Here is a 17882-nt window from a genome sequence, read left to right as displayed (position 1 = left end):
AAACCGGCCATGGCCGGTTTTTTCATGCGCGGGCGCAGGCTCAGCCGGCCTGACCCTGCAATACCAACTGCCCATCCTCCGCCACAAACCACGCGCGCAGCCCCAGCTCCCGCACCACCGCCTGCGTCGTTTCCAGCGGCATGTTCGAGAAAGCCGTCGATAGGGCATCGGCCATGGTCGCGGACGGCGCCATGACGGACACGCTCAGGTATCGCGGCCGCGCGCGGCCGGTGCGGGGATCGAACAGATGCGTGTACCGGCCCGCGGGGTCGATGGCGGTGCCATAGCCGCCGGAAGTCGCCAGGGCCTGGTTCGTCATGCTGGCGCTGGCGAGCAGGCGCGCCGGGTCGCGCGGGTCGGCGATGCCGACCTTCCAGGGCTGCGGCGTAGCGCTGCCGTCCAGCCCCTGTATTTCGCCCATGTCCACCAGCGCCCGTTCCAGCCCGCCGCGCCTGAGCAGATCGGTGATGCGGTCGGTGATGTAGCCCTGGGCGATGCCGTTGAGCGTGATGCCCATGCCGGGCCGCAGCAGTTCGATGCGGCTGTCGTCCAGCATCACGTCGGCATGCGACACGCGCGATAGCGCCTGCGCGATGGCCTGGGCCGGCGGACCGTCGGCGGCAGCGCCGGGCTGCGAGAAGTGTTCGGCATACAGCTGCCACAAAGGCTGTACGGTAGGATCGAACATGCCTGAGGTCAGCTCGCTGTAGCGCCGGCTTTCGCTCAAGAGCCGCAGCAAGTCGGCCGGCGGATTGTCCAGGAAGCCCTGGCGGTTCAAACGCGAAAGCGCGCTGTCGTCGCGATAGAGGCTGAAGATGGCTTCCAGCCGCCGCAGTTCCTGCAAGGACTGCGCGATCAGGCGCTGGGCCGCTGCGGCGTCGGGATGGTAGAGACGCAGCTCGGCATCGGCCCCCAGCGCCGTGCCTTGCCAGGTGATGGGTGCAATCGAGGCGGCGGCGCGGCGCGCGGCGACGGGGGCCAGTGCCAGCGCGCTGGCTGCGGCGGCGATGCCGATGAAACGGCGGCGGGTAGGGTTCATGGCGATAGGCCTGTAGAGGCGCGGGCTATTGGGCGAAGACATAGCTTTCCGGCACGTCGGCAAAGGTGACGACGCGGCCGCCGTGGGTATCGGCGAAAGCCTGCGCATGGTCGCGGCGGGAGAAGGGGATGGCATCTTCGGCGCCCATGCCGCCGATGTAGCGGCCTTCGATGACGTAGTACGCCTGCCGCGCGTCGATCCAGGCCGCCGGGTCCGGCGCGCCGCCCGCGCCCGCGGTGGACATGTCGTTGACGTAGATGGCGCTGATGCCCTTGGGTTCTTCGGGCAGCAGGGTGTAGGCGAAGACCTGCTTGATCGAGGAGAACCACACGGGCGCGGCCTGCCCCTTGACGAATATCTGTCCCTTGGGACCGTTGTGTTCGCTCAGCGCCATGCCGCAGTAATGGCCGACGGACTCCGTCGTCACGGCCTGCGGCGGAGGCGCGGTTTCGGGCGCGGCGCCGCTGCCGCAGCCCGCGGCCAGCAGCACGATGGAGGCGGCCAGCATGAGTCGCAGGGATTTCATAGCGGTTTGTTCCTGAAAGCGGCGGTCGCCAGCAGGAACGGCACGGCGATCCACAGCAGCAGCGCCGCGACCAGCGCGGCGAGCGGCAGGCTGGCCTGGTCGCTCACGCCCGCCATGCCGGCATACAGCGAAATGTTCTCGAAGCCCGTCAGGTTGAGCAGGCGGTATACGTCGGACGGGTTGAGCAGCAGCAGCGCGTTGAGCAGGCCGGGGCTGACGTGGCGGCCCTGGTCGGCCGCCAGCACGCCCAGCAGCGCCATGTCGTAGATCACCACGAAGAACAGCCAGACGCCGACGGCGATGCCGGCGGCCGTGGCGCGCTCGCGCACCAGCGAACTGATCAGGTAGCCCATGGCGAGAAAGCTCGCGCCCAGCAGCACGCTGGCGCCGATCAATAGGGCAAACGGCTGCCAGGCGCTGGGGTCCAGGCCGCCGTAGGCCCATTGCAGCGCCAGCCCGGCGGAACCGTAGCCCGCGCCCGTGGCCAGCGCCAGGATGGCCAGGTGGCCGATGAATTTGCCGATCAATACCTGGCCGCGCGAAACCGGGTAGCTGAGCAGCAGCGCCATTGTGCCCCGGTCGACCTCGCCGACCACGGCGTCATAGGCCAGCAGCATGGCAATGAGCGGCACCAGGAAGATCGACAGGCTGGACAGGCTGACCACCGTGACGGTCAGCGGCTCGGCCTTGACGGTGCCCGTGGGCGAGCTGCCCAAAAGGCCCAGCGCCAGCGCCAGCGCGGCTAGCAGCAGGGCGGTCGCCAGCACCCAGCGATTGCGCAGGCCGTCGCGGATTTCCTTGCCGATGATGGTGCATACCGCGTTCATACGTCTTCCCGTTCAAGCAGATGTGCGTAGATGTCGTCCAGGCCCGGGACCTGGATGTCGAGGTCGGCGATGGCCGACGACAGCGCGCCGATGCCACGGATCGCTTCGACCTTGCCGCTCTCGGGGCAGGCCAGTTCAAAGCGCCCGGCATCGATGCGGCGCCAATTGCCGCCGGGCGGCGGCGCGCTGGCATCGGCAAAGGTCAGGCGGATGCGGATGGGCAGCCCGGTGGAGCGCCGCAGCGCCGACATCGCGCCGTCGGCGATCTTTTTTCCCGCCTTCATCACGACGATGCGGTCCGCATGGCCGGCCAGTTCGGACAGGGCGTGCGTGCTCAGCAGTATCGTGGCGCCGGCCGCGCGCAGTTCGTGGACGATGTCGTAGAACATCAGGCGCGAGGCGGGGTCCAGGCCGGTGGTGGGCTCGTCGAACAGCAGCACGCGGGGCTGGCCCAGCAGCGCCTGCGCCAGCGCCAGGCGCTGCCGCATGCCCTTGGAGTAGCCGCCCACGCGGCGGCGCGCGGCGCCGGCGATGCCGACCTTCTCCAGCAGCGCGGCGTTGCCCGACAGCGGCTGGCGCTTGAGCCTGGCGTAGAACGCCAGGGTTTCCTCGCCGGTCATCGAGGGATGCAGCGCCACGGTCTCGGGCAGGTAGCCGATCCGGCCGCGCAGGCGCGCCGCGGCGGGGCTGTGCGCGTCCTGGCCGAAGATCGCGACGCGGCCGCGGGTGGGACGTATCAGGCCCAGGATGAGCTTGATCATCGTGCTCTTGCCGGCGCCATTGTGTCCGGCGAGCGCAACGCATTCGCCTTCGCGCAGCTGCAGGTCCAGGCCGTCGATGGCCTGATGCGCGCCATAGTGCTTGCTGACGCCGGTAAGCGCCACCAGGTCGGTGCTCATGGGGATTCCTTGGTGCTTGCGGTGGGCGGAGGCTGCATCAGCGGGGCGCTGTCGATCACGCCGCCTGGCAGGATGGCGGGAAACTGCGACTGGGCCCAGCGCACGATGGAAATCGACGGGCTGTTCAGCAGGATGCGGGCCGCCGGCGCGCGCCACAGCAACTGGTCGACCACGTCGTTCGGCCGGTAGGCGGTGTCGGCGATGCCGTCGCCGTCCAGGTCGAACGCGGTGTTGTCGCTCCAGTAATTGCCGCGCCCGTCCACCGACCAGTCCAGTGTGCGCGTGCCCACGTACTTCACCTGGTTGCGGTTGTTGATGAAGGCGTTGCCCGAGATCCGGTTGCCTTCGGACCCGGCCGTGAAATGCACGCCGATGTCGCAGTTGGAGAAATGGTTGTCCAGGAAGGTGTTGCGGTTGGCGTTGTAGATGAACACGCATTTCCCGGCGCGGTCCACCGTGTTGTTGGCGATCGTGGAATGGTTGGCGTAGTTCAGCATCAGGCCCTGCTCCTGGCTGTCCAGCGCGACGTTGTCGCGCACCACCAGCCGGTGCGAATACATGATGGCGTAGGCGATGTCGGTGCCAGTGGATACATTGCCGCTGATCTCGCTATCGTTGGTGTACATGTAGTGCACCGCGTAGCGCAGGTCGTGGAAGCGGTTGCCGCTGAACGTGTTGAGCTTGCTGGTGTTGACGAAGATGCCATCGCGGCCGGCGGATATGTCGTTGTCCAGCACGCGCGTGCCTGGCGTGTTCCACAGCGTCACGCCGTTGCCTCTCTCGGCCACGCGCAGCTCCTTGTTGCCCACGATGCGGTTGCCGCGGACGGTAGCGTCGGCTGGCCCCCAGACGTGCACGCCGACCAGGTTGTCCAGGACGTCGTTGCGCTCCACCAGCGCGCGGTGCGCCTCGCGGTCCAGGAAGATGCCGGCGTCCATGTCGGACAGGCTCAGGCCGGAACGCGTGACGGTCAGGTTGCGCAGCGACACGTCGGCGGCCGTGACCCAGACGGTGCGCCCCTGGCGCGTGCCGGCGATGACGGCCGAACGGTCCTGGGGGCCTTCCAGCGTCAGGGGCTTGTCGATGACGATGCCGCCGGCGTAGGAGCCGGGCGCCAGCCGCAGCACGTCGCCGGCCGCGGCAGAGGCGATCGCCGCCGTCAGGTCGGCGCCCGCGGCGATCTCCACGGTCGCCGCGGCCGCCGCGCCCGACAGCGCCAGCCCGGCGGCCGCCAGCAGCGCGGCGCCGGCGGTCCTGCTTGCGCTCATCCCAAGGATTGCGGCGAGCTTCATATGCGCTACGCGGTCTTCTTGGGATGGACGACCATCTGGCCGGACATCTCCATGTGCAGGGCGTGGCAAAACCACTGGCAGTAGTACCAATACACGCCCGGCCGGTCCGCCGTGAAGGTGACCGAGGATGTGGCCTGCGGCCCGATCTCCATGGCGATGCCATGGCCTTCGAGCGTGAAGCCGTGCGTCAGGTCCTCGATCACTTCCATGTTCGTGACCACCACGGTGACCTCGTCGCCCTGGTTGACCTCGAACTTCTTGATGCTGAACATGGGCGCGACCGCCATCATGTACACGCGCACCTTGTTGCCGTCGCGCACGACCTTGGCCGCATCGTCCAGCGAAACGCCGTCCTTCTTGGCCATCTGGCGGGCGTCTTCCCACATCGGGTCGTCGCGCTTCCAGACGCTTACCGGATGGACCTTGGAGCGGTGCACCAGGCACATGTCGTGCGGCTCGGCGAAGCTGGGGCCGTCATGCACCAGTTTCATCTCGTCGCCGGAAATGTCGATGAGCTGGTCGTTCTCGGGCTTGAGCGGGCCGACGTTAAGGAAACGGTCCTTCGAGAACTTGTTCAGCGACACCAGCCATTTGCCGTCGGCCTCGCGGGTCTCGCCCATGGTCGAATGGTTGTGACCGGGCTGATAGTGCACGTCCAGCTTCTGGATGATCGGGTCGACCTTTTCGCCCTTGTAGGCGCGCTTTGCCTTGTCGATGTTCCACTTGACCATCTGGCTGTCGATGAACAGCGTGGTGTAGGCGTTGCCGCGGCCGTCGAACGCCGTGTGCAGCGGCCCCAGGCCCAACTGCGGCTCCGCCACCACGCAGTCGCGCGGCTTGATCTTGTCGTCGAACAGATCGTCCAGCGTGCGCACGTCCAGCACCGTGACGGTGGGCGAGAGCTTGCCGTTGAGCACCAGGTGGATGCCGTCGGGCGCAGCGTTGCAGCCGTGCGGCGAGTTCGGCACGGGGATGTAGCGGGTGTACTTGGAACCGTGGCGTCCGTCGACGACCGGCACGCCGCCCATCATCTTGAAGTCGCCATTCTTGACGGCTTCCTCGATGCGCTTGATGTTGAACACCACGACCCAGTCCTGCTCGTTGGCCGAGGCTTCTTCCACCGTGACGCCCTTCTCCGAGTTGTAGCAGGTGGAGAACGAGTACTTGCCCTGGTAGTCGGCGTCGCCGTTGTCCAGGTTGCCGTCGACCAGCACCTGCCAGGCGACCTTCATGGTGTCGCCGTCCAGGGCGGTGTAGATGGCGAAGAAGTTCTTCTTGGGATCGTCCGTCACCTTGCCGTCGTTGGGCAGCGGGATGATGTGCTCGCCGTTGGCGAAAACGTAGCCCGTGCGCGGGTAGCGCTGCGGCCGCAGGCCATGCACGCCGGAGACGTTGGGTAGCTCGGTGATCTTGTCTGTCTTCATTACATCCAGGCGGATGCGCGCGACGCGGTTGTTGGCCTTGTCGTTGATGAACAGATAGCGGCCGTCGTAGGTGCGGTCGGTGAAGGACAGGTGCGGGTGGTGCGCGTCGCCGTTGATGAAGACGCCGCCCTTGTCCTTCAGGTACTCGCGGGTTTCGGGCGTGAGGCCTTCGGTCAGGATCTTGCGGCTTTCATTGGTGCGGCCCCAGCCGGTGGCGCTGCAATGGTTGAAGACCGGGATGCGCACCAGTTCGCGCATGGAGGGCAGCCCCAGCACGCGCACCTCGCCCGACTGGCCGCTGGAATTGAAGGCATAGTATTCGTCCAGCTCGCCGGGCGCGACGTGGCCCAGCACGCCGTTCGCGCCGCCCTTTGCATCCTTGCCGTGGGCGGTGGAGATCTGCGCCCCGGCCACCAGGCCGGCGGCGCCCGTGATGGCTGCGGTGCCGAGGAAGCTGCGGCGGGTGAGGCCGGCCTTGTCGGGATTCTTGTCTGACATGGATAACTCCTTGGTAGGGACGGCGCCCCGGGCGCCGCGGTGCGGAAAGCGGGATCAGGCGCCAGGTTCGCTATTCGGATTCGGCGCGCGGTGCATGACGATGACCTGCTCGGCGGGTTCGGCGGCGGGCGCGCGGCGGCGCTCCCGCTTGGCCTTCTTCTGGATCAGGTGTGGGCACTTCTGTTCGTGGTGGTAGAGCATCTGGCAGTGCAGGCATTGGATGCACTCGTTCGGATTGATCTCGCCGGTGGGGTCGATCGCCTGTACCGGACATTCGAGATTGCAGCGTTGACAGGGATTGCCGCAGTCGCGGTAGCGGCGCAGCCAGTTGAAGATGCGCAGCCGCGCAGGGATTGCCAGCGCGGCCCCCAGCGGACAGAGATAGCGGCAGAAGAAGCGCTCCACGAACAGGCCGGCGGCCAGCAGCGCCACGGCGAATGCGACGAACGGCCAGTAGCGCATGAAGCGCAGGATGATCGCGGTCTTGAAGGGTTCGACCTCGGACAACTGTTCGGCCAGCGCCAGGTCGTACAAGGAGAAGCCGAACAGCAGCAGGAAGATCACGTACTTCAAGGTCGACAGGCGCTGGTTCACGCCGTGGCTGATCTTGAGCTGGCGCACACCCAGGCGGCGGGCGATGCGGTTGCTGAGTTCCTGCAGCGCGCCGAAGGGGCATAACCAGCCGCAGAAGGCGCCGCGGTTCCAGAAGACCATGGAGATGGCCGTGGCGCACCACAGGATGAACACCAGCGGGTCCATCAGGAAGTATTCCCAGCGGAAGTCGCTGCGCATGGCCGAAAAGAAAGTCAGCACGTTGACCACGGAAAGCTGGGCCTGGCCGTACCAGCCGATCCAGAACAAAGCGAACGCCAGGAACGCCAGCCGCAGGCGGTCGTGCAGCAGCGGACGGCTGGCGAGCTGGTCCTGGAAGAAGAAGACGCCCACCAGCACCAGCAGCGCCACCGTCAGCACGGCGACCTGGCCGGCCTTGCCGCGCCAGATCTGTTTCCATAGCGCGGGCGCGGCGTCTTCTTCCTGCGCAGTCTGGGCCGGGGCGGCTTGATCGGCAGTCGGCGGGGGCGCGGCGGATGCCTGCGCGCCCGCCACCGGCCGGGTATAGGCCGCCGGCAGTTCATAGCTCAGGTCGAAGGTGACGAAGGCCTTGTCGCTGACGCTGAGCACGCGTTGCACCATCAGCTGCAGGCGCCAGGGCGCGACCGGATCCAGCGCGGCGTCCTCGGGCACGACGAACAGGGCTACTTCGCGGAACGCGGGCGCGCCCTGCGCGGCCACGTCGGCCAGGCGCTGGTGATTGCGGTCGCGGAAGCGGAAGCTGCTTTCGTCCTGGATGATCTCGATGCGGTCGAAGATGCCGCCGCGCACGTAGCCCGAGCCCTTGAACGAGTAGGCGCCGTTGCCGGCCACCAGCACGGCCTGCTGGCCGGGCTTGAGCCTTTCCTTCAGGCGCTGCCATTCCGTGTCGCCCAGCAGGCTGCGGCCGATCTCGGGTACGCTGACCAGCGCGGCGTACAGGTCGATGAAGCCGTCCGCGTCCGTGCTGCCTTCTGTATTGGCTGCGGCGTCGTTCCTGCCCGATGCGCGGAAGGCCTGGTTCACGTCCTCGGGGTTCAGCCGCAGATTGCGCACCGCTCCGGCATCCAGCAGGTCCTGCCAGGACTGGACGGCATCGCGCGCATCGTCCACGACGCGGGCGGCAACGGGCGCGGCCGACGGCGCCACCGTGGCGGTCTTGTCGATGCCATGGGCGCGCGCCACGGCGATGGCCGAGCGCGTGATGCTGTCGCCGATCACCATCAGCGTGACGGTCGCGCCGCTGATGATGTCCACGGGCGGCGGGGCGCCATGGCGGGGAGGGGAGTCCACGAAGTTCAGCCCGACGTAGCCGCTGATGAAATGGTCGACCTTGGACTGCGGAATGCCGATGAGCACGATGGGCTCGTGGTGCTCCACGAGGCGCGCGCCGACGATGCGTCCGTCGTTGGCCAGGCCGACCAGCACGTCGATGGGCTTGCTGGAGTAGCCGCGGGTGTTGACGACGTCGGACGTCAGATAGACCACGCCCAATTGGCGCGTGCCCGCATACACCTTGGCAACCATGGGCTTGCCGGCGGGCGGGTCGGCGCGGTCCGCGCCGGGGAAGATCTGTCCGATGGGGATGCTGCCCAGGAAATCCGGCAGGCGTTGGGCCTGAGCGGCGCTGAAGACCTGCGAGCACAGCAGCAGCAAGAAAAGAAAGACTGCATGCACGAACCACTTGTACCGACTGAACCCGCGCCCCGCCGCTGTGCTGCCTTGCATTTTCGTACTCTGCTGATTGTGTTTGTTTGCAGGCATCCTAAGAATGCTTGGCATCGGTCGTATTGCGGTTTGTCAATCGGCGTACGCGCGCGGACCGTGCGGAGGCAATGCCCCTGCGTTTTGTAGGGGATATCCCCGTTTTGGAGAGGTTGAACGAGGCGCTATTGATGCCGGTCAATAGCGCGCTTTGCGCTGCGCCATAGACTTGTGCGTGGCGGCAGCGACGCTAGGCATGTGCCTCGCGCGTGTCGGAAGAGCCGCCAACGTTTACGGAGAATCTCCATGCTGGCAAAAGCCACCCTCGCCATCGCTCTGTCCGCAGCCAGCCTGCCCGCGTTGGCCGCTCAGTGCGAAGCAACCATAGAAAGCAACGACGCCATGCAGTACAACCTGAAGGAAATGGTTGTCGACAAAAGCTGCAAGCAATTCACCGTGCATCTCAAGCACGTCGGCAAAATGGCCAAGGTCGCCATGGGCCACAACTGGGTGCTGACCAAGGAAGCCGACAAGACGGCCGTGGCCACCGACGGCATGAACGCCGGCCTGCCGCAGGATTACGTCAAGGCGGGAGACACCCGCGTCATCGCCCACACCAAGGTCATCGGCGGCGGCGAGTCGGATTCGGTTACGTTCGACGTTTCCAAGCTCACCCCGGGCGAGGCCTATGCCTACTTCTGCTCGTTCCCGGGCCACTGGGCCATGATGAAGGGCACGCTCAAGCTCAGCGACTGATTGGCTGTCCTGGACCTGAAAGCCGGCTGCAAGCCGGTTTTTTTTTGTCCGCTCCGGCAATGGCGCCAGACCCCGGATGTCCTGGTTCTACAGGCCTAAACCGCGTGCGCCTCAGGCATAAGGACGGGGTTCGTCACCGGCGTGTCACGGATTTTCCATGTACGATTACCGGTCGTGTAACTTCTGGAGCTCCTGATGGAGTGGCTGCTGGACCCTACTGCGTGGGTCGGCTTGCTTACCCTGGTCGTCCTTGAGATCGTCCTGGGGATCGATAACCTGATTTTCATCGCCATCCTGGCGGACAAGCTGCCCCCTGCGCAACGCGACCGCGCGCGCATCATGGGCCTGAGCCTGGCGCTCATCATGCGTCTAGGCCTCTTGTCGGTCATGTCATGGCTGGTCACGCTGACCACCCCCCTGTTTTCCATCGGCCCGCTGTCGTTCTCGGGCCGCGACCTGATCCTGATGATCGGCGGCCTGTTCCTGCTGTTCAAGGGCACGATGGAACTGCATGAGCGCCTGGAGGGCTCCCAGCACGGCGGCTCATCGGGGCCGCGCGTGTACGCGAGCTTCTGGGTGATCGTCACGCAGATCGTGGTGCTGGACGCGGTGTTCTCGCTGGACTCGGTCATCACGGCGGTCGGCATGGTGGACCACCTGGCCATCATGATGATTGCCGTGATCATCGCCATCGGCATCATGCTGCTGGCGTCCAAGCCGCTGACGCGCTTCGTCAACGCCCACCCCACGGTGGTGGTGCTGTGCCTGGGCTTCCTGCTCATGATCGGCTTTTCGCTGCTGGCTGAAGCCTTCGGCTTCAAGGTGCCCAAGGGCTACCTGTACGCGGCTATCGGCTTCTCGGTCGCCATCGAGGCGCTCAACCAGGTGGCGCGCCGCAACCTGCTCAAGCTGGATGCGCGCCGGCCGATGCGCGAACGTACCGCTTCCGCAGTGCTGCGCATGCTGGGCAAGCGTCCGCCTGCCGACGAACCCGACCTGCCCAGCGCGAACGGCCCGGCCATCCCGGCTTTCGGGGTCGAGGAGCGCAATATGGTCAGCGGCGTGTTGACCCTGGCCGAGCGGTCGATCCGTTCGATCATGACGCCGCGCACGGACGTGTCGTGGATCAACATCGACGACGACCCGGAAACCATCCGCCGCCAGCTGACCGAGGCGCCGCACAGCTTTTTCCCCGTTTGCCGGGGTTCCCTGGACGAGGTGCTGGGCATCGGCCGCGCCAAGGATCTGGTGGCCGACCTGATCACCGAGGGCAGGGTGCGCCGCAACCGTCTGCGCGACCCCATCATCGTGCACGAGTCCATCGGCATCCTGCGCCTGATGGACACGCTCAAGCGTTCGCGCGGCCAGCTGGTGCTGGTGGCCGACGAGTTCGGCGCCATCGAGGGCCTGGTGACGCCGATCGACGTGTTCGAGGCGATCGCCGGCGAATTCCCCGACGAAGATGAGCTTCCCGACATCGTCGCCGACGGCGAGAACACCTGGAAAATCGACGGCGCGGCTGATCTGCACCATGTCGAGCAGGTGCTGGAAACCGAGGGCCTGGTCGATGATGCCCAGGATTTTTCAACCCTGGCGGGGTACCTGCTGTCGCGCTTCGGGCACCTGCCCAAGCCGGGCGACGTCTGCGAGTACGAGATCCACCATGAGCATTTCCGCTTTGAAGTCCTGGAAATGGACGGCCGCCGCATCGCGCTGGTGCGCGTCGAGAAGCGGCCGCAGGAAATGCTTGCGGACGACGAATCCCTAGCCAACGACTAACTGGACCGACCTGCCATCGTGACCGAAAACACCCTATATCTGATCAAAGCTTTCGTCCTGGGCATCATCGAGGGCCTGACGGAATTCATTCCCGTGTCCAGCACCGGCCACCTTATCCTGGTGGGCGACTGGATCAATTTCGAATCCAGCCAGGGCAAGGTATTCGAGGTGGTGATCCAGCTGGGCTCCATCCTGGCGGTGATGTGGGTGTTCCGCGCGCGCCTGCTGACGCTGATCCGCGGCACGCTGACCGGGGTGCCCACCGAGGTCGCTTTCACCCGCAACCTGATCATCGCCTTCCTGCCGGCCGCCGTCGTCGGCGCCATCTTCATCAAGTCCATCAAGAGCATCTTCTATCACCCGGCCGTGGTGGTCGTGACCCTGGTGCTGGGCGGCCTGATCATGCTGTACGTGGAGCGCAAGACGCACCATACGCCGGGCGACATGCCGGGCGCGGCCGACGATACCGCCTCGGATGAGCGCGCCACGGCCCGCACGCTGGAGCAGATCTCCTGGAAGCAGGCCCTCGGCGTGGGCGTGGCGCAATGCCTGGCCATGATCCCGGGCACCTCGCGCTCGGGCGCCACCATCATCGGTGGCATGATCGCCGGCATCCAGCGCAAGACGGCCACCGAGTTCTCGTTCTTCCTGGCCATGCCCACGATGCTGGGGGCGGCCGTGTACGACATGTACAAGAACTTCGGCGTGCTCACCCAGCACGACCTGTCGGGCATCGCGGTGGGCTTCATCGCCGCGTTCCTGAGCGCGATGGTGGTGGTGCGCGCGGTGCTGCGCTTTGTCGCCAACCATACCTACCGCGTATTCGCCTGGTACCGGATCATCTTCGGCGGCGTCGTCGCGGCCTGGATCTTCACGCGCTGATGGCGTGGCCGGCGGTTCGCCGGCAGCAGCAATGACAAGGGCCGCTTGCGCGGCCCTTGCTGTTTTCCGTCACGGTGCGCCCGAGGGCTACGCTTCCGTTTCCAGGTCGTAGAACTGCAGGCCGTCCTGGTCGATGACCAGCCAGCCGCCGCGGGCGGGCGACACGTGGTCGCAGTCCCAGTCGGGCAGGACCCAGCGCTCGCGCTTCTTGCCGTCCACTTCCAGCACGTGGCGGGCGGGGCGATGGGTATGGCCATGCACCAGCACGCGTACGCCCGTCTCGCGGAAGACGGATTCAATGGCGGCGGCGTTGACGTCCATGATCTCCATGGACTTCATCTGGTTGGCGGCCTGGCTTTCGCCGCGGGCCTGCTGCGCCATCGCCAGGCGTTCGGGGATCGTCCTGGCCAGGAATTCGGCCTGCCAGCGCGGATCGCGGACCATCTTGCGGAACTGCTGGTAGGCGGCATCGTCCGTACAGAACTCGTCGCCATGGGTCAGCAGGATTTGCCCGTAATCCGTTTCCAGCAGCGCCGGTTCGGGCAGCAGCTTGGCGCCCAGGGCCTGGGCCAGTTCTTCCCCGATGAGGAAGTCGCGGTTGCCGCGGCCCAGCCAGACCGGAATCCGGCTGGCGGTGTCGCGCAGCGCCGTCAGCGCCGTGGCGAGCCACGGCGGCGCGGCGCGGATCACGTCGTCGCCGATCCAGGCGTCGAAGATGTCGCCCGGCAGCAGCAGGGCGCCGGCTTCCTCCCGCGCGGCCTCCAGGAAGGCCAGAAAGGCCTCCGAGGTGGCCGGCGTGGCCGGTCCCAGATGCAGGTCGGATGCCAGCCAGATGGGGCCGGACAGCGCGATCTTATTCAAGAACTTCGGCCTTCTCGATGATCACGTCTTCGTTCGGGACGTTCTGGTGGAAGCCCTTGTTGCCGGTCTTCACGCCCTTGATCTTGTCGACCACGTCCGTGCCTTCGGTCACGGTGCCGAACACGGCATAGCCCCAGCCGTTGGGCGTGGGCGCGGTGAAGTTCAGGAAGTCGTTGTTGGACACGTTGATGAAGAACTGCGCCGTGGCCGAGTGCGGATCGCTGGTGCGGGCCATGGCCAGGGTGTACTTGTCGTTCTTCAGGCCGTTGTTGGCCTCGTTTTCGATGGGGGCATGGGTCTGCTTCTGCTTCATGCCGGGCTCAAAGCCGCCGCCCTGGATCATGAAGCCATCGATCACGCGATGGAACACCGTGCCGTTGTAGAAACCTTCCTTGACGTAGGTCAGGAAGTTTTCGACGGTCTTGGGCGCCTTGGCGGCATCCAGGGTGATGACCATGTCGCCTTGGTTCGTTTGGAGCTTGACGCGGGGGTTGGTGCTCATGGCTTTTGTGCCTTCAGAGGTGGAGGTGGAGGAATTGGCCGCGGGGGCGGCGCTGACGAGCGCTGGGGCGAATGCAGCCAGCGCGAACGAGCACGCCGTCAGGCGCAGCAGGTGTAGGGGGGAGTAGCGGGACATCATTTGCCGTGTTTATCCTTCAGCATGGTTTCGACTTCGCGGACCTTTTCCTGCATGCCGGGCACGCCATCGCGGGCGGCCTTCTTGTAGGTGTTCAAGGCCTGCAGAAGCTGCAGATCGCCCATATTGGCGCGGGCGGCGGCATAGTTGGGATCGGCGCGCAGGGCCATCGACAGGGCGTCCTGTGCGCGGTCGAGTTCGCCGCGCCCTGCATATAGAGCCCCCAGGTTGTTCCAAGGTTCCGGCAGCTCCGGAAAGCGGTTGGTCATCTCGGTGTAGACGTCGATGGCTTCGTTGGTGCGGTTCAGGGCCGCCAGCGCGCGGGCGTGCTGGAACATCAGTTGCACGTCGGTGCCGCGCTGGTCCTTGATCTGTTCCTGGCGCTTTTCGATCATGGCAAGCGCTTCTTCGTTGTCGCCGTGGTTCAGCAGGCGCTCGATGTAAGTCGTGATCTGCGAGGCCGAGGGCGTCAGGCGGGTGTCGACGCTGGGCTTGGCGGCTTCCAGCAGCTTGGCCAGACTGTCCCAGCCACCCTCGGGCGGGATGGGGTCCAGGGTGGTGCGGCTGGCGTTGGGGTTGGTTCCCCCGCCGCCGGCCATCGACTGGGCCAGAGAGGCTCCAACCGGCGCGCCCGCAAGGGCCAGGGCGAGCAGGGCGACGCGAAAGCGCGGCTTGATAGTCACTTGGGCATCCGTTAAAAGTCTTGGCAGGCCGACGCTTACGCGCGCGACCGGGCCGCTTGCTATACTTGACGACCGCCATTTTAGCCCCGGTTGAGTTTTGGCTCGACATCGGGGACGAAGCCCCGGGATATCGTTGATGGAATGCGGGCTCGGAATGCGGGTTCGGGGCGGTCGGCGCCAGTGGGATTATGGCCCGAGGCAGAGATCGGGATCGAAACCGCGGGACCGAAATCGCAGGACCGAAATCGGCGGGATTGGAATCCGACCCGGCGGCACGCGCCGAAGGTATTTTCCTTCGGCAGCAACTTTCCGCAACCGCCACGGAAAACTTAGATAAAGCCTATAAGCGCCATGCTGCAAATCTACAACACGTTGTCGCGTACCAAAGAACCGTTCAAGCCGGCCCAGGCTGGTCAGGTGCGCATGTACGTGTGTGGCATGACCGTCTATGACTTCTGCCATCTGGGCCACGCCCGCATGCTGGTGTCGTTCGACGTCGTGCAGCGCTGGCTGCGCGCCAGCGGACTGGCGGTCGACTATGTGCGCAATATCACGGACATCGACGACAAGATCATCCGCCGCGCCGTCGAGACCGGCCGCCGCATCGGCGAAGTCACCGACTTCTACATCGACGCCATGCACGCCGACGAGCGTGCGCTGGGCGTCCAGACGCCGGACCGCGAACCGCGCGCGACCGAGTACGTCGGCGAGATGCTGGACATCATCGGCAAGCTCGAGCAGAACGGCCTGGCCTACCAGGCCGACGACGGCGACGTGAACTACGCCGTGCGCGGCTTTCCCGGCTACGGCAAGCTGTCCGGCAAGACGCTGGATGACCTGCGCGCCGGCGAGCGCGTGGCCGTGGGTTCGGCCAAGCGCGATCCGCTGGATTTCGTGCTGTGGAAGTCCGCCAAGGCCGACGAGCCTGCCGACACCAAGTGGGAATCGCCGTATGGCCTGGGCCGTCCGGGCTGGCACATCGAGTGCTCGGCCATGAGCAAGTCGCTGCTGGGCCTGCCGCTGGACATTCACGGCGGCGGTCCGGACCTGAAATTTCCGCACCATGAAAACGAGATCGCCCAGACCGAGGGCGCTTTCGGTGGCGCGCTGGCCAACATCTGGATGCACTGCGGCCCGCTCATGGTCGACTCGGACAAGATGTCCAAGTCCCTGGGCAATTTCCGCACCATCCGCCAGACCATCGCCCAGGAAGAACCGGCGGCCGATCAGGCCGTCTACCGCGTCAACCCGCGCGAAGCGGAGATGGTGCGTTTCTTCATCGTGCGCAACCATTACCGCAGCTCGCAGAACTACACGCCGGACAACCTGATCGACGCGCAGAACGCGCTCGACCGCCTGTACCAGGCGCTTCAGAATGTGCCCGCCGATACGCAGGGCATCGACTGGAACGAGCCGCAGGCCCAGGCCTTCAAGGCGGCCATGGACGACGACTTCAACAGCTCGGGCGCGGTCGCAGCCTTGTTCGAACTGGCCTCCGACGCCAACCGCAACAAGAGCGCGCGCAGCGCCGGCCAGTTGAAGGCGCTGGCGTCCCTGCTGGGCCTGCTGCAGCAGGATCCCGCGGCCTATTTCCAGTCGCCCACGCGCTATTCGGCGGCCGCCATGGAGCAGGGCGAGCGCCGTGCGCTGGACGCCGAGGCCATCCAGTCCCTGATCGACGCGCGCGCGGCCGCCAAGGCCGCCCGCAACTTCGCCGAAGCCGACCGCATCCGTGCGGAACTGCGCGAAGCCGGTATCGAACTCGACGACAAGCCGGGCGGCGTGACGCAATGGCGTCGCGCTTGAACCCGCAGGACCCGCCCGCCATGTCCACCGTCGACCTCGAGATTCCCAAGCCCGAGTACTGGGAAGCCGCCGTAGCCCACCTGATGCGGCGCGACCGCATCCTGAAAAAGATCATTCCCCAGCATCCCGAAGTCTGGCTGACTTCGCGCGGCACGCCTTTCGTGACGCTGGCGCGGGCGATCATCGGGCAGCAGGTGTCCAGCAAGGCGGCCGACACCGTCTGGACCCAGTTCATCGAGGCCGTGGGCAAGCGCCCGACGCCCGTCGCCGTGCTGCGCGTCGGCCTGGAGGGCCTGCGCGCGGCGGGGCTGTCGCAGCGCAAGGCCGAGTACGTGCTGGACCTGGCCGTGCATTTCGGCGAACGCCGGGTCCATCCCGAGAAATGGGCGGCAATGGACGACGAAGCCGTCATTTCCGAATTGACCGCCATCCGCGGCATAGGCCGCTGGACGGCGGAGATGTTTTTGATTTTCAATCTGCAGCGGCCTGATGTCCTGCCGCTGGATGATCCCGGGTTGCTCAAGGCAATCTCGCTACACTATTTCAGCGGCGAGCCTGTCTCTCGCTTCGAGGCTCGCGAAGTCTCGTTGGCGTGGCAACCCTGGCGTACCGTGGCGACCTGGTATCTGTGGCGCAGTCTGGATCCGACTCCGGTCCAATACTGACGCAAGCCAGGCAGCCCATCTACGGAACCACACTACATGCGCAATACATTTCTGGAATTCGAACAACCGCTCGCCGAGCTTGAAAACAAGATCGAGCAGCTGCGCTACGTGCAGGCCGATTCGGCCGTAGACATCTCCGACGAGATCGGACGTCTGCAGCAGAAGAGCCAGACCTTGGCCAAGGAAATCTACGCCAAGCTCACGCCCTGGCAGACGGCCCTGGTCGCCCGCCATCCCCAGCGTCCCTACACGCTGGACTACGTGCGCGAAATGTTCACCGACTTCCATGAGCTGCACGGCGACCGCATGTACGCCGACGACCAGTCCATCGTGGGCGGCCTGGCGCGCTTCAACGGCACGCCCTGCATGGTCATCGGCCACCAGAAGGGACGCGACACCAAGGAACGCGCCGCGCGCAATTTCGGCATGCCGCGTCCGGAAGGCTATCGCAAGGCCCTGCGGCTAATGCGCCTGGCCGAGAAATTCGGCATCCCCGTGTTCACGTTCGTGGACACCCCGGGCGCCTATCCCGGCATCGGCGCCGAAGAGCGCGGCCAGTCCGAAGCCATCGGCCACAACCTCTATGCCATGGCCGAGCTCAAGGTCCCCGTGATCTGCACCATCATCGGCGAAGGCGGCTCGGGCGGCGCCCTGGCCATCGCCGTGGGCAATGCCGTGCTGATGCTGCAGTACGCGACCTACGCCGTGATTTCTCCGGAAGGCTGCGCCTCGATCCTGTGGCGCAGCGCCGACAAGGCGCCCGAAGCCGCCGAGGCCCTGGCCATCATCGCGCCGCGCCTGAAGGACCTGGGCCTGGTGGACCGCGTGGTCAACGAACCGGTGGGCGGCGCCCATCGCGACCCGCGCGTCATGGCCCGCCTGTTGCGCCGCGCGCTGGGCGATGCCCTGCGCCAGCTCCAGGGCATGACGCCCGAGCAGCTCGTGGAGCAGCGCGTCCAGCGCCTGCTGTCCTACGGCGCCTACCAGGAAGTGCGCGCCTGAAGCAGGCAGCG

Annotated in this window: 16 protein-coding genes; 6 read left to right on the top strand and 10 right to left on the bottom strand. The window is 66.1% G+C overall.

The genetic code is table 11. The annotated features are described in order from the left end of the window. Positions 1 to 40 precede the first annotated feature (40 nt). The 7 genes from AC1RHV_RS09635 to AC1RHV_RS09605 are packed head-to-tail and all read right to left on the bottom strand — an operon-like array spanning position 41 to position 8824. Positions 41 to 1039 carry an FAD:protein FMN transferase gene (locus AC1RHV_RS09635; RefSeq protein WP_492300554.1) on the bottom strand — a complete coding sequence of 333 codons (999 nt, stop codon included), beginning with the start codon at positions 1037 to 1039 and terminating at the stop codon, positions 41 to 43. Between the two features lie 25 nt (positions 1040 to 1064). Next, on the bottom strand, positions 1065 to 1565 hold the full coding sequence (locus tag AC1RHV_RS09630) for a nitrous oxide reductase accessory protein NosL (RefSeq protein WP_054453193.1): 501 nt from the start codon (positions 1563 to 1565) through the stop codon (positions 1065 to 1067). Beyond that, positions 1562 to 2392 (bottom strand): ABC transporter permease, encoded by an 831-nt coding sequence (locus tag AC1RHV_RS09625; RefSeq protein WP_054453191.1) that lies wholly within the window; start codon positions 2390 to 2392, stop codon positions 1562 to 1564. The genes AC1RHV_RS09630 and AC1RHV_RS09625 overlap by 4 nt, the downstream gene beginning before the upstream one ends. Beyond that, entirely contained in the window at positions 2389 to 3291 is a 903-nt protein-coding gene (locus AC1RHV_RS09620; protein ID WP_492300551.1) for an ABC transporter ATP-binding protein, read from the bottom strand. Before AC1RHV_RS09620 ends, AC1RHV_RS09625 begins: the two co-directional genes overlap by 4 nt. Next, positions 3288 to 4559, bottom strand: a complete 1272-nt coding sequence (locus AC1RHV_RS09615; protein WP_225589090.1) for a nitrous oxide reductase family maturation protein NosD — start codon at positions 4557 to 4559, stop codon at positions 3288 to 3290. The genes AC1RHV_RS09620 and AC1RHV_RS09615 overlap by 4 nt, the downstream gene beginning before the upstream one ends. Before the next feature lie 29 nt (positions 4560 to 4588). Then, complete coding sequence (gene nosZ, locus AC1RHV_RS09610) at positions 4589 to 6505, bottom strand: TAT-dependent nitrous-oxide reductase (protein WP_054453182.1); 1917 nt, start codon at positions 6503 to 6505, stop codon at positions 4589 to 4591. Between the two features lie 54 nt (positions 6506 to 6559). Beyond that, positions 6560 to 8824, bottom strand: a complete 2265-nt coding sequence (locus AC1RHV_RS09605) for a 4Fe-4S binding protein (protein WP_492300549.1) — start codon at positions 8822 to 8824, stop codon at positions 6560 to 6562. Positions 8825 to 9106: 282 nt separating this feature from the next. Here AC1RHV_RS09605 and azu point away from each other — a divergent pair, with 282 nt between their 5' ends. From azu to AC1RHV_RS09590, 3 genes are all read left to right on the top strand, one after another. Next, the gene (gene azu, locus AC1RHV_RS09600; protein ID WP_054453180.1) at positions 9107 to 9556 is read left to right on the top strand and encodes an azurin; all 450 of its coding nucleotides are present in this window, start codon (positions 9107 to 9109) and stop codon (positions 9554 to 9556) included. Between the two features lie 195 nt (positions 9557 to 9751). Then, positions 9752 to 11335 carry a TerC family protein gene (locus AC1RHV_RS09595; RefSeq protein ID WP_054453178.1) on the top strand — a complete coding sequence of 528 codons (1584 nt, stop codon included), beginning with the start codon at positions 9752 to 9754 and terminating at the stop codon, positions 11333 to 11335. A gap of 18 nt (positions 11336 to 11353) precedes the next feature. After that, positions 11354 to 12217, top strand: a complete 864-nt coding sequence (locus AC1RHV_RS09590) for an undecaprenyl-diphosphate phosphatase (protein ID WP_054453176.1) — start codon at positions 11354 to 11356, stop codon at positions 12215 to 12217. A gap of 87 nt (positions 12218 to 12304) precedes the next feature. Here AC1RHV_RS09590 and AC1RHV_RS09585 read toward each other — a convergent pair whose 3' ends face one another. The 3 genes from AC1RHV_RS09585 to AC1RHV_RS09575 all read right to left on the bottom strand — a co-directional run bounded on the left by AC1RHV_RS09585 (position 12305) and on the right by AC1RHV_RS09575 (position 14398). Next, the gene (locus AC1RHV_RS09585; RefSeq protein WP_175214153.1) at positions 12305 to 13078 is read right to left on the bottom strand and encodes a UDP-2,3-diacylglucosamine diphosphatase; all 774 of its coding nucleotides are present in this window, start codon (positions 13076 to 13078) and stop codon (positions 12305 to 12307) included. Next, positions 13071 to 13580, bottom strand: a complete 510-nt coding sequence (locus tag AC1RHV_RS09580; protein WP_042794482.1) for a peptidylprolyl isomerase — start codon at positions 13578 to 13580, stop codon at positions 13071 to 13073. The genes AC1RHV_RS09585 and AC1RHV_RS09580 overlap by 8 nt, the downstream gene beginning before the upstream one ends. A gap of 134 nt (positions 13581 to 13714) precedes the next feature. After that, positions 13715 to 14398 (bottom strand): tetratricopeptide repeat protein, encoded by a 684-nt coding sequence (locus AC1RHV_RS09575; RefSeq protein ID WP_054453172.1) that lies wholly within the window; start codon positions 14396 to 14398, stop codon positions 13715 to 13717. Between the two features lie 351 nt (positions 14399 to 14749). On the opposite strand from AC1RHV_RS09575, the gene cysS reads away from it, so the two are divergent. The 3 genes from cysS to AC1RHV_RS09560 are packed head-to-tail and all read left to right on the top strand — an operon-like array spanning position 14750 to position 17871. Then, positions 14750 to 16204 carry a cysteine--tRNA ligase gene (gene cysS, locus AC1RHV_RS09570; RefSeq protein ID WP_175164063.1) on the top strand — a complete coding sequence of 485 codons (1455 nt, stop codon included), beginning with the start codon at positions 14750 to 14752 and terminating at the stop codon, positions 16202 to 16204. 20 nt (positions 16205 to 16224) lie between these two features. After that, positions 16225 to 16869 carry a DNA-3-methyladenine glycosylase family protein gene (locus tag AC1RHV_RS09565; protein WP_054453697.1) on the top strand — a complete coding sequence of 215 codons (645 nt, stop codon included), beginning with the start codon at positions 16225 to 16227 and terminating at the stop codon, positions 16867 to 16869. 36 nt (positions 16870 to 16905) lie between these two features. Continuing rightward, positions 16906 to 17871, top strand: a complete 966-nt coding sequence (locus AC1RHV_RS09560; protein ID WP_042794478.1) for an acetyl-CoA carboxylase carboxyltransferase subunit alpha — start codon at positions 16906 to 16908, stop codon at positions 17869 to 17871. Positions 17872 to 17882 lie beyond the last annotated feature (11 nt).

The organism is Achromobacter sp. GW823-FHT04E03 (assembly GCF_058796095.1).
Note: the sequence above shows the minus strand (reverse complement) of the source record. Positions and strands in the feature narration are given on the sequence as shown.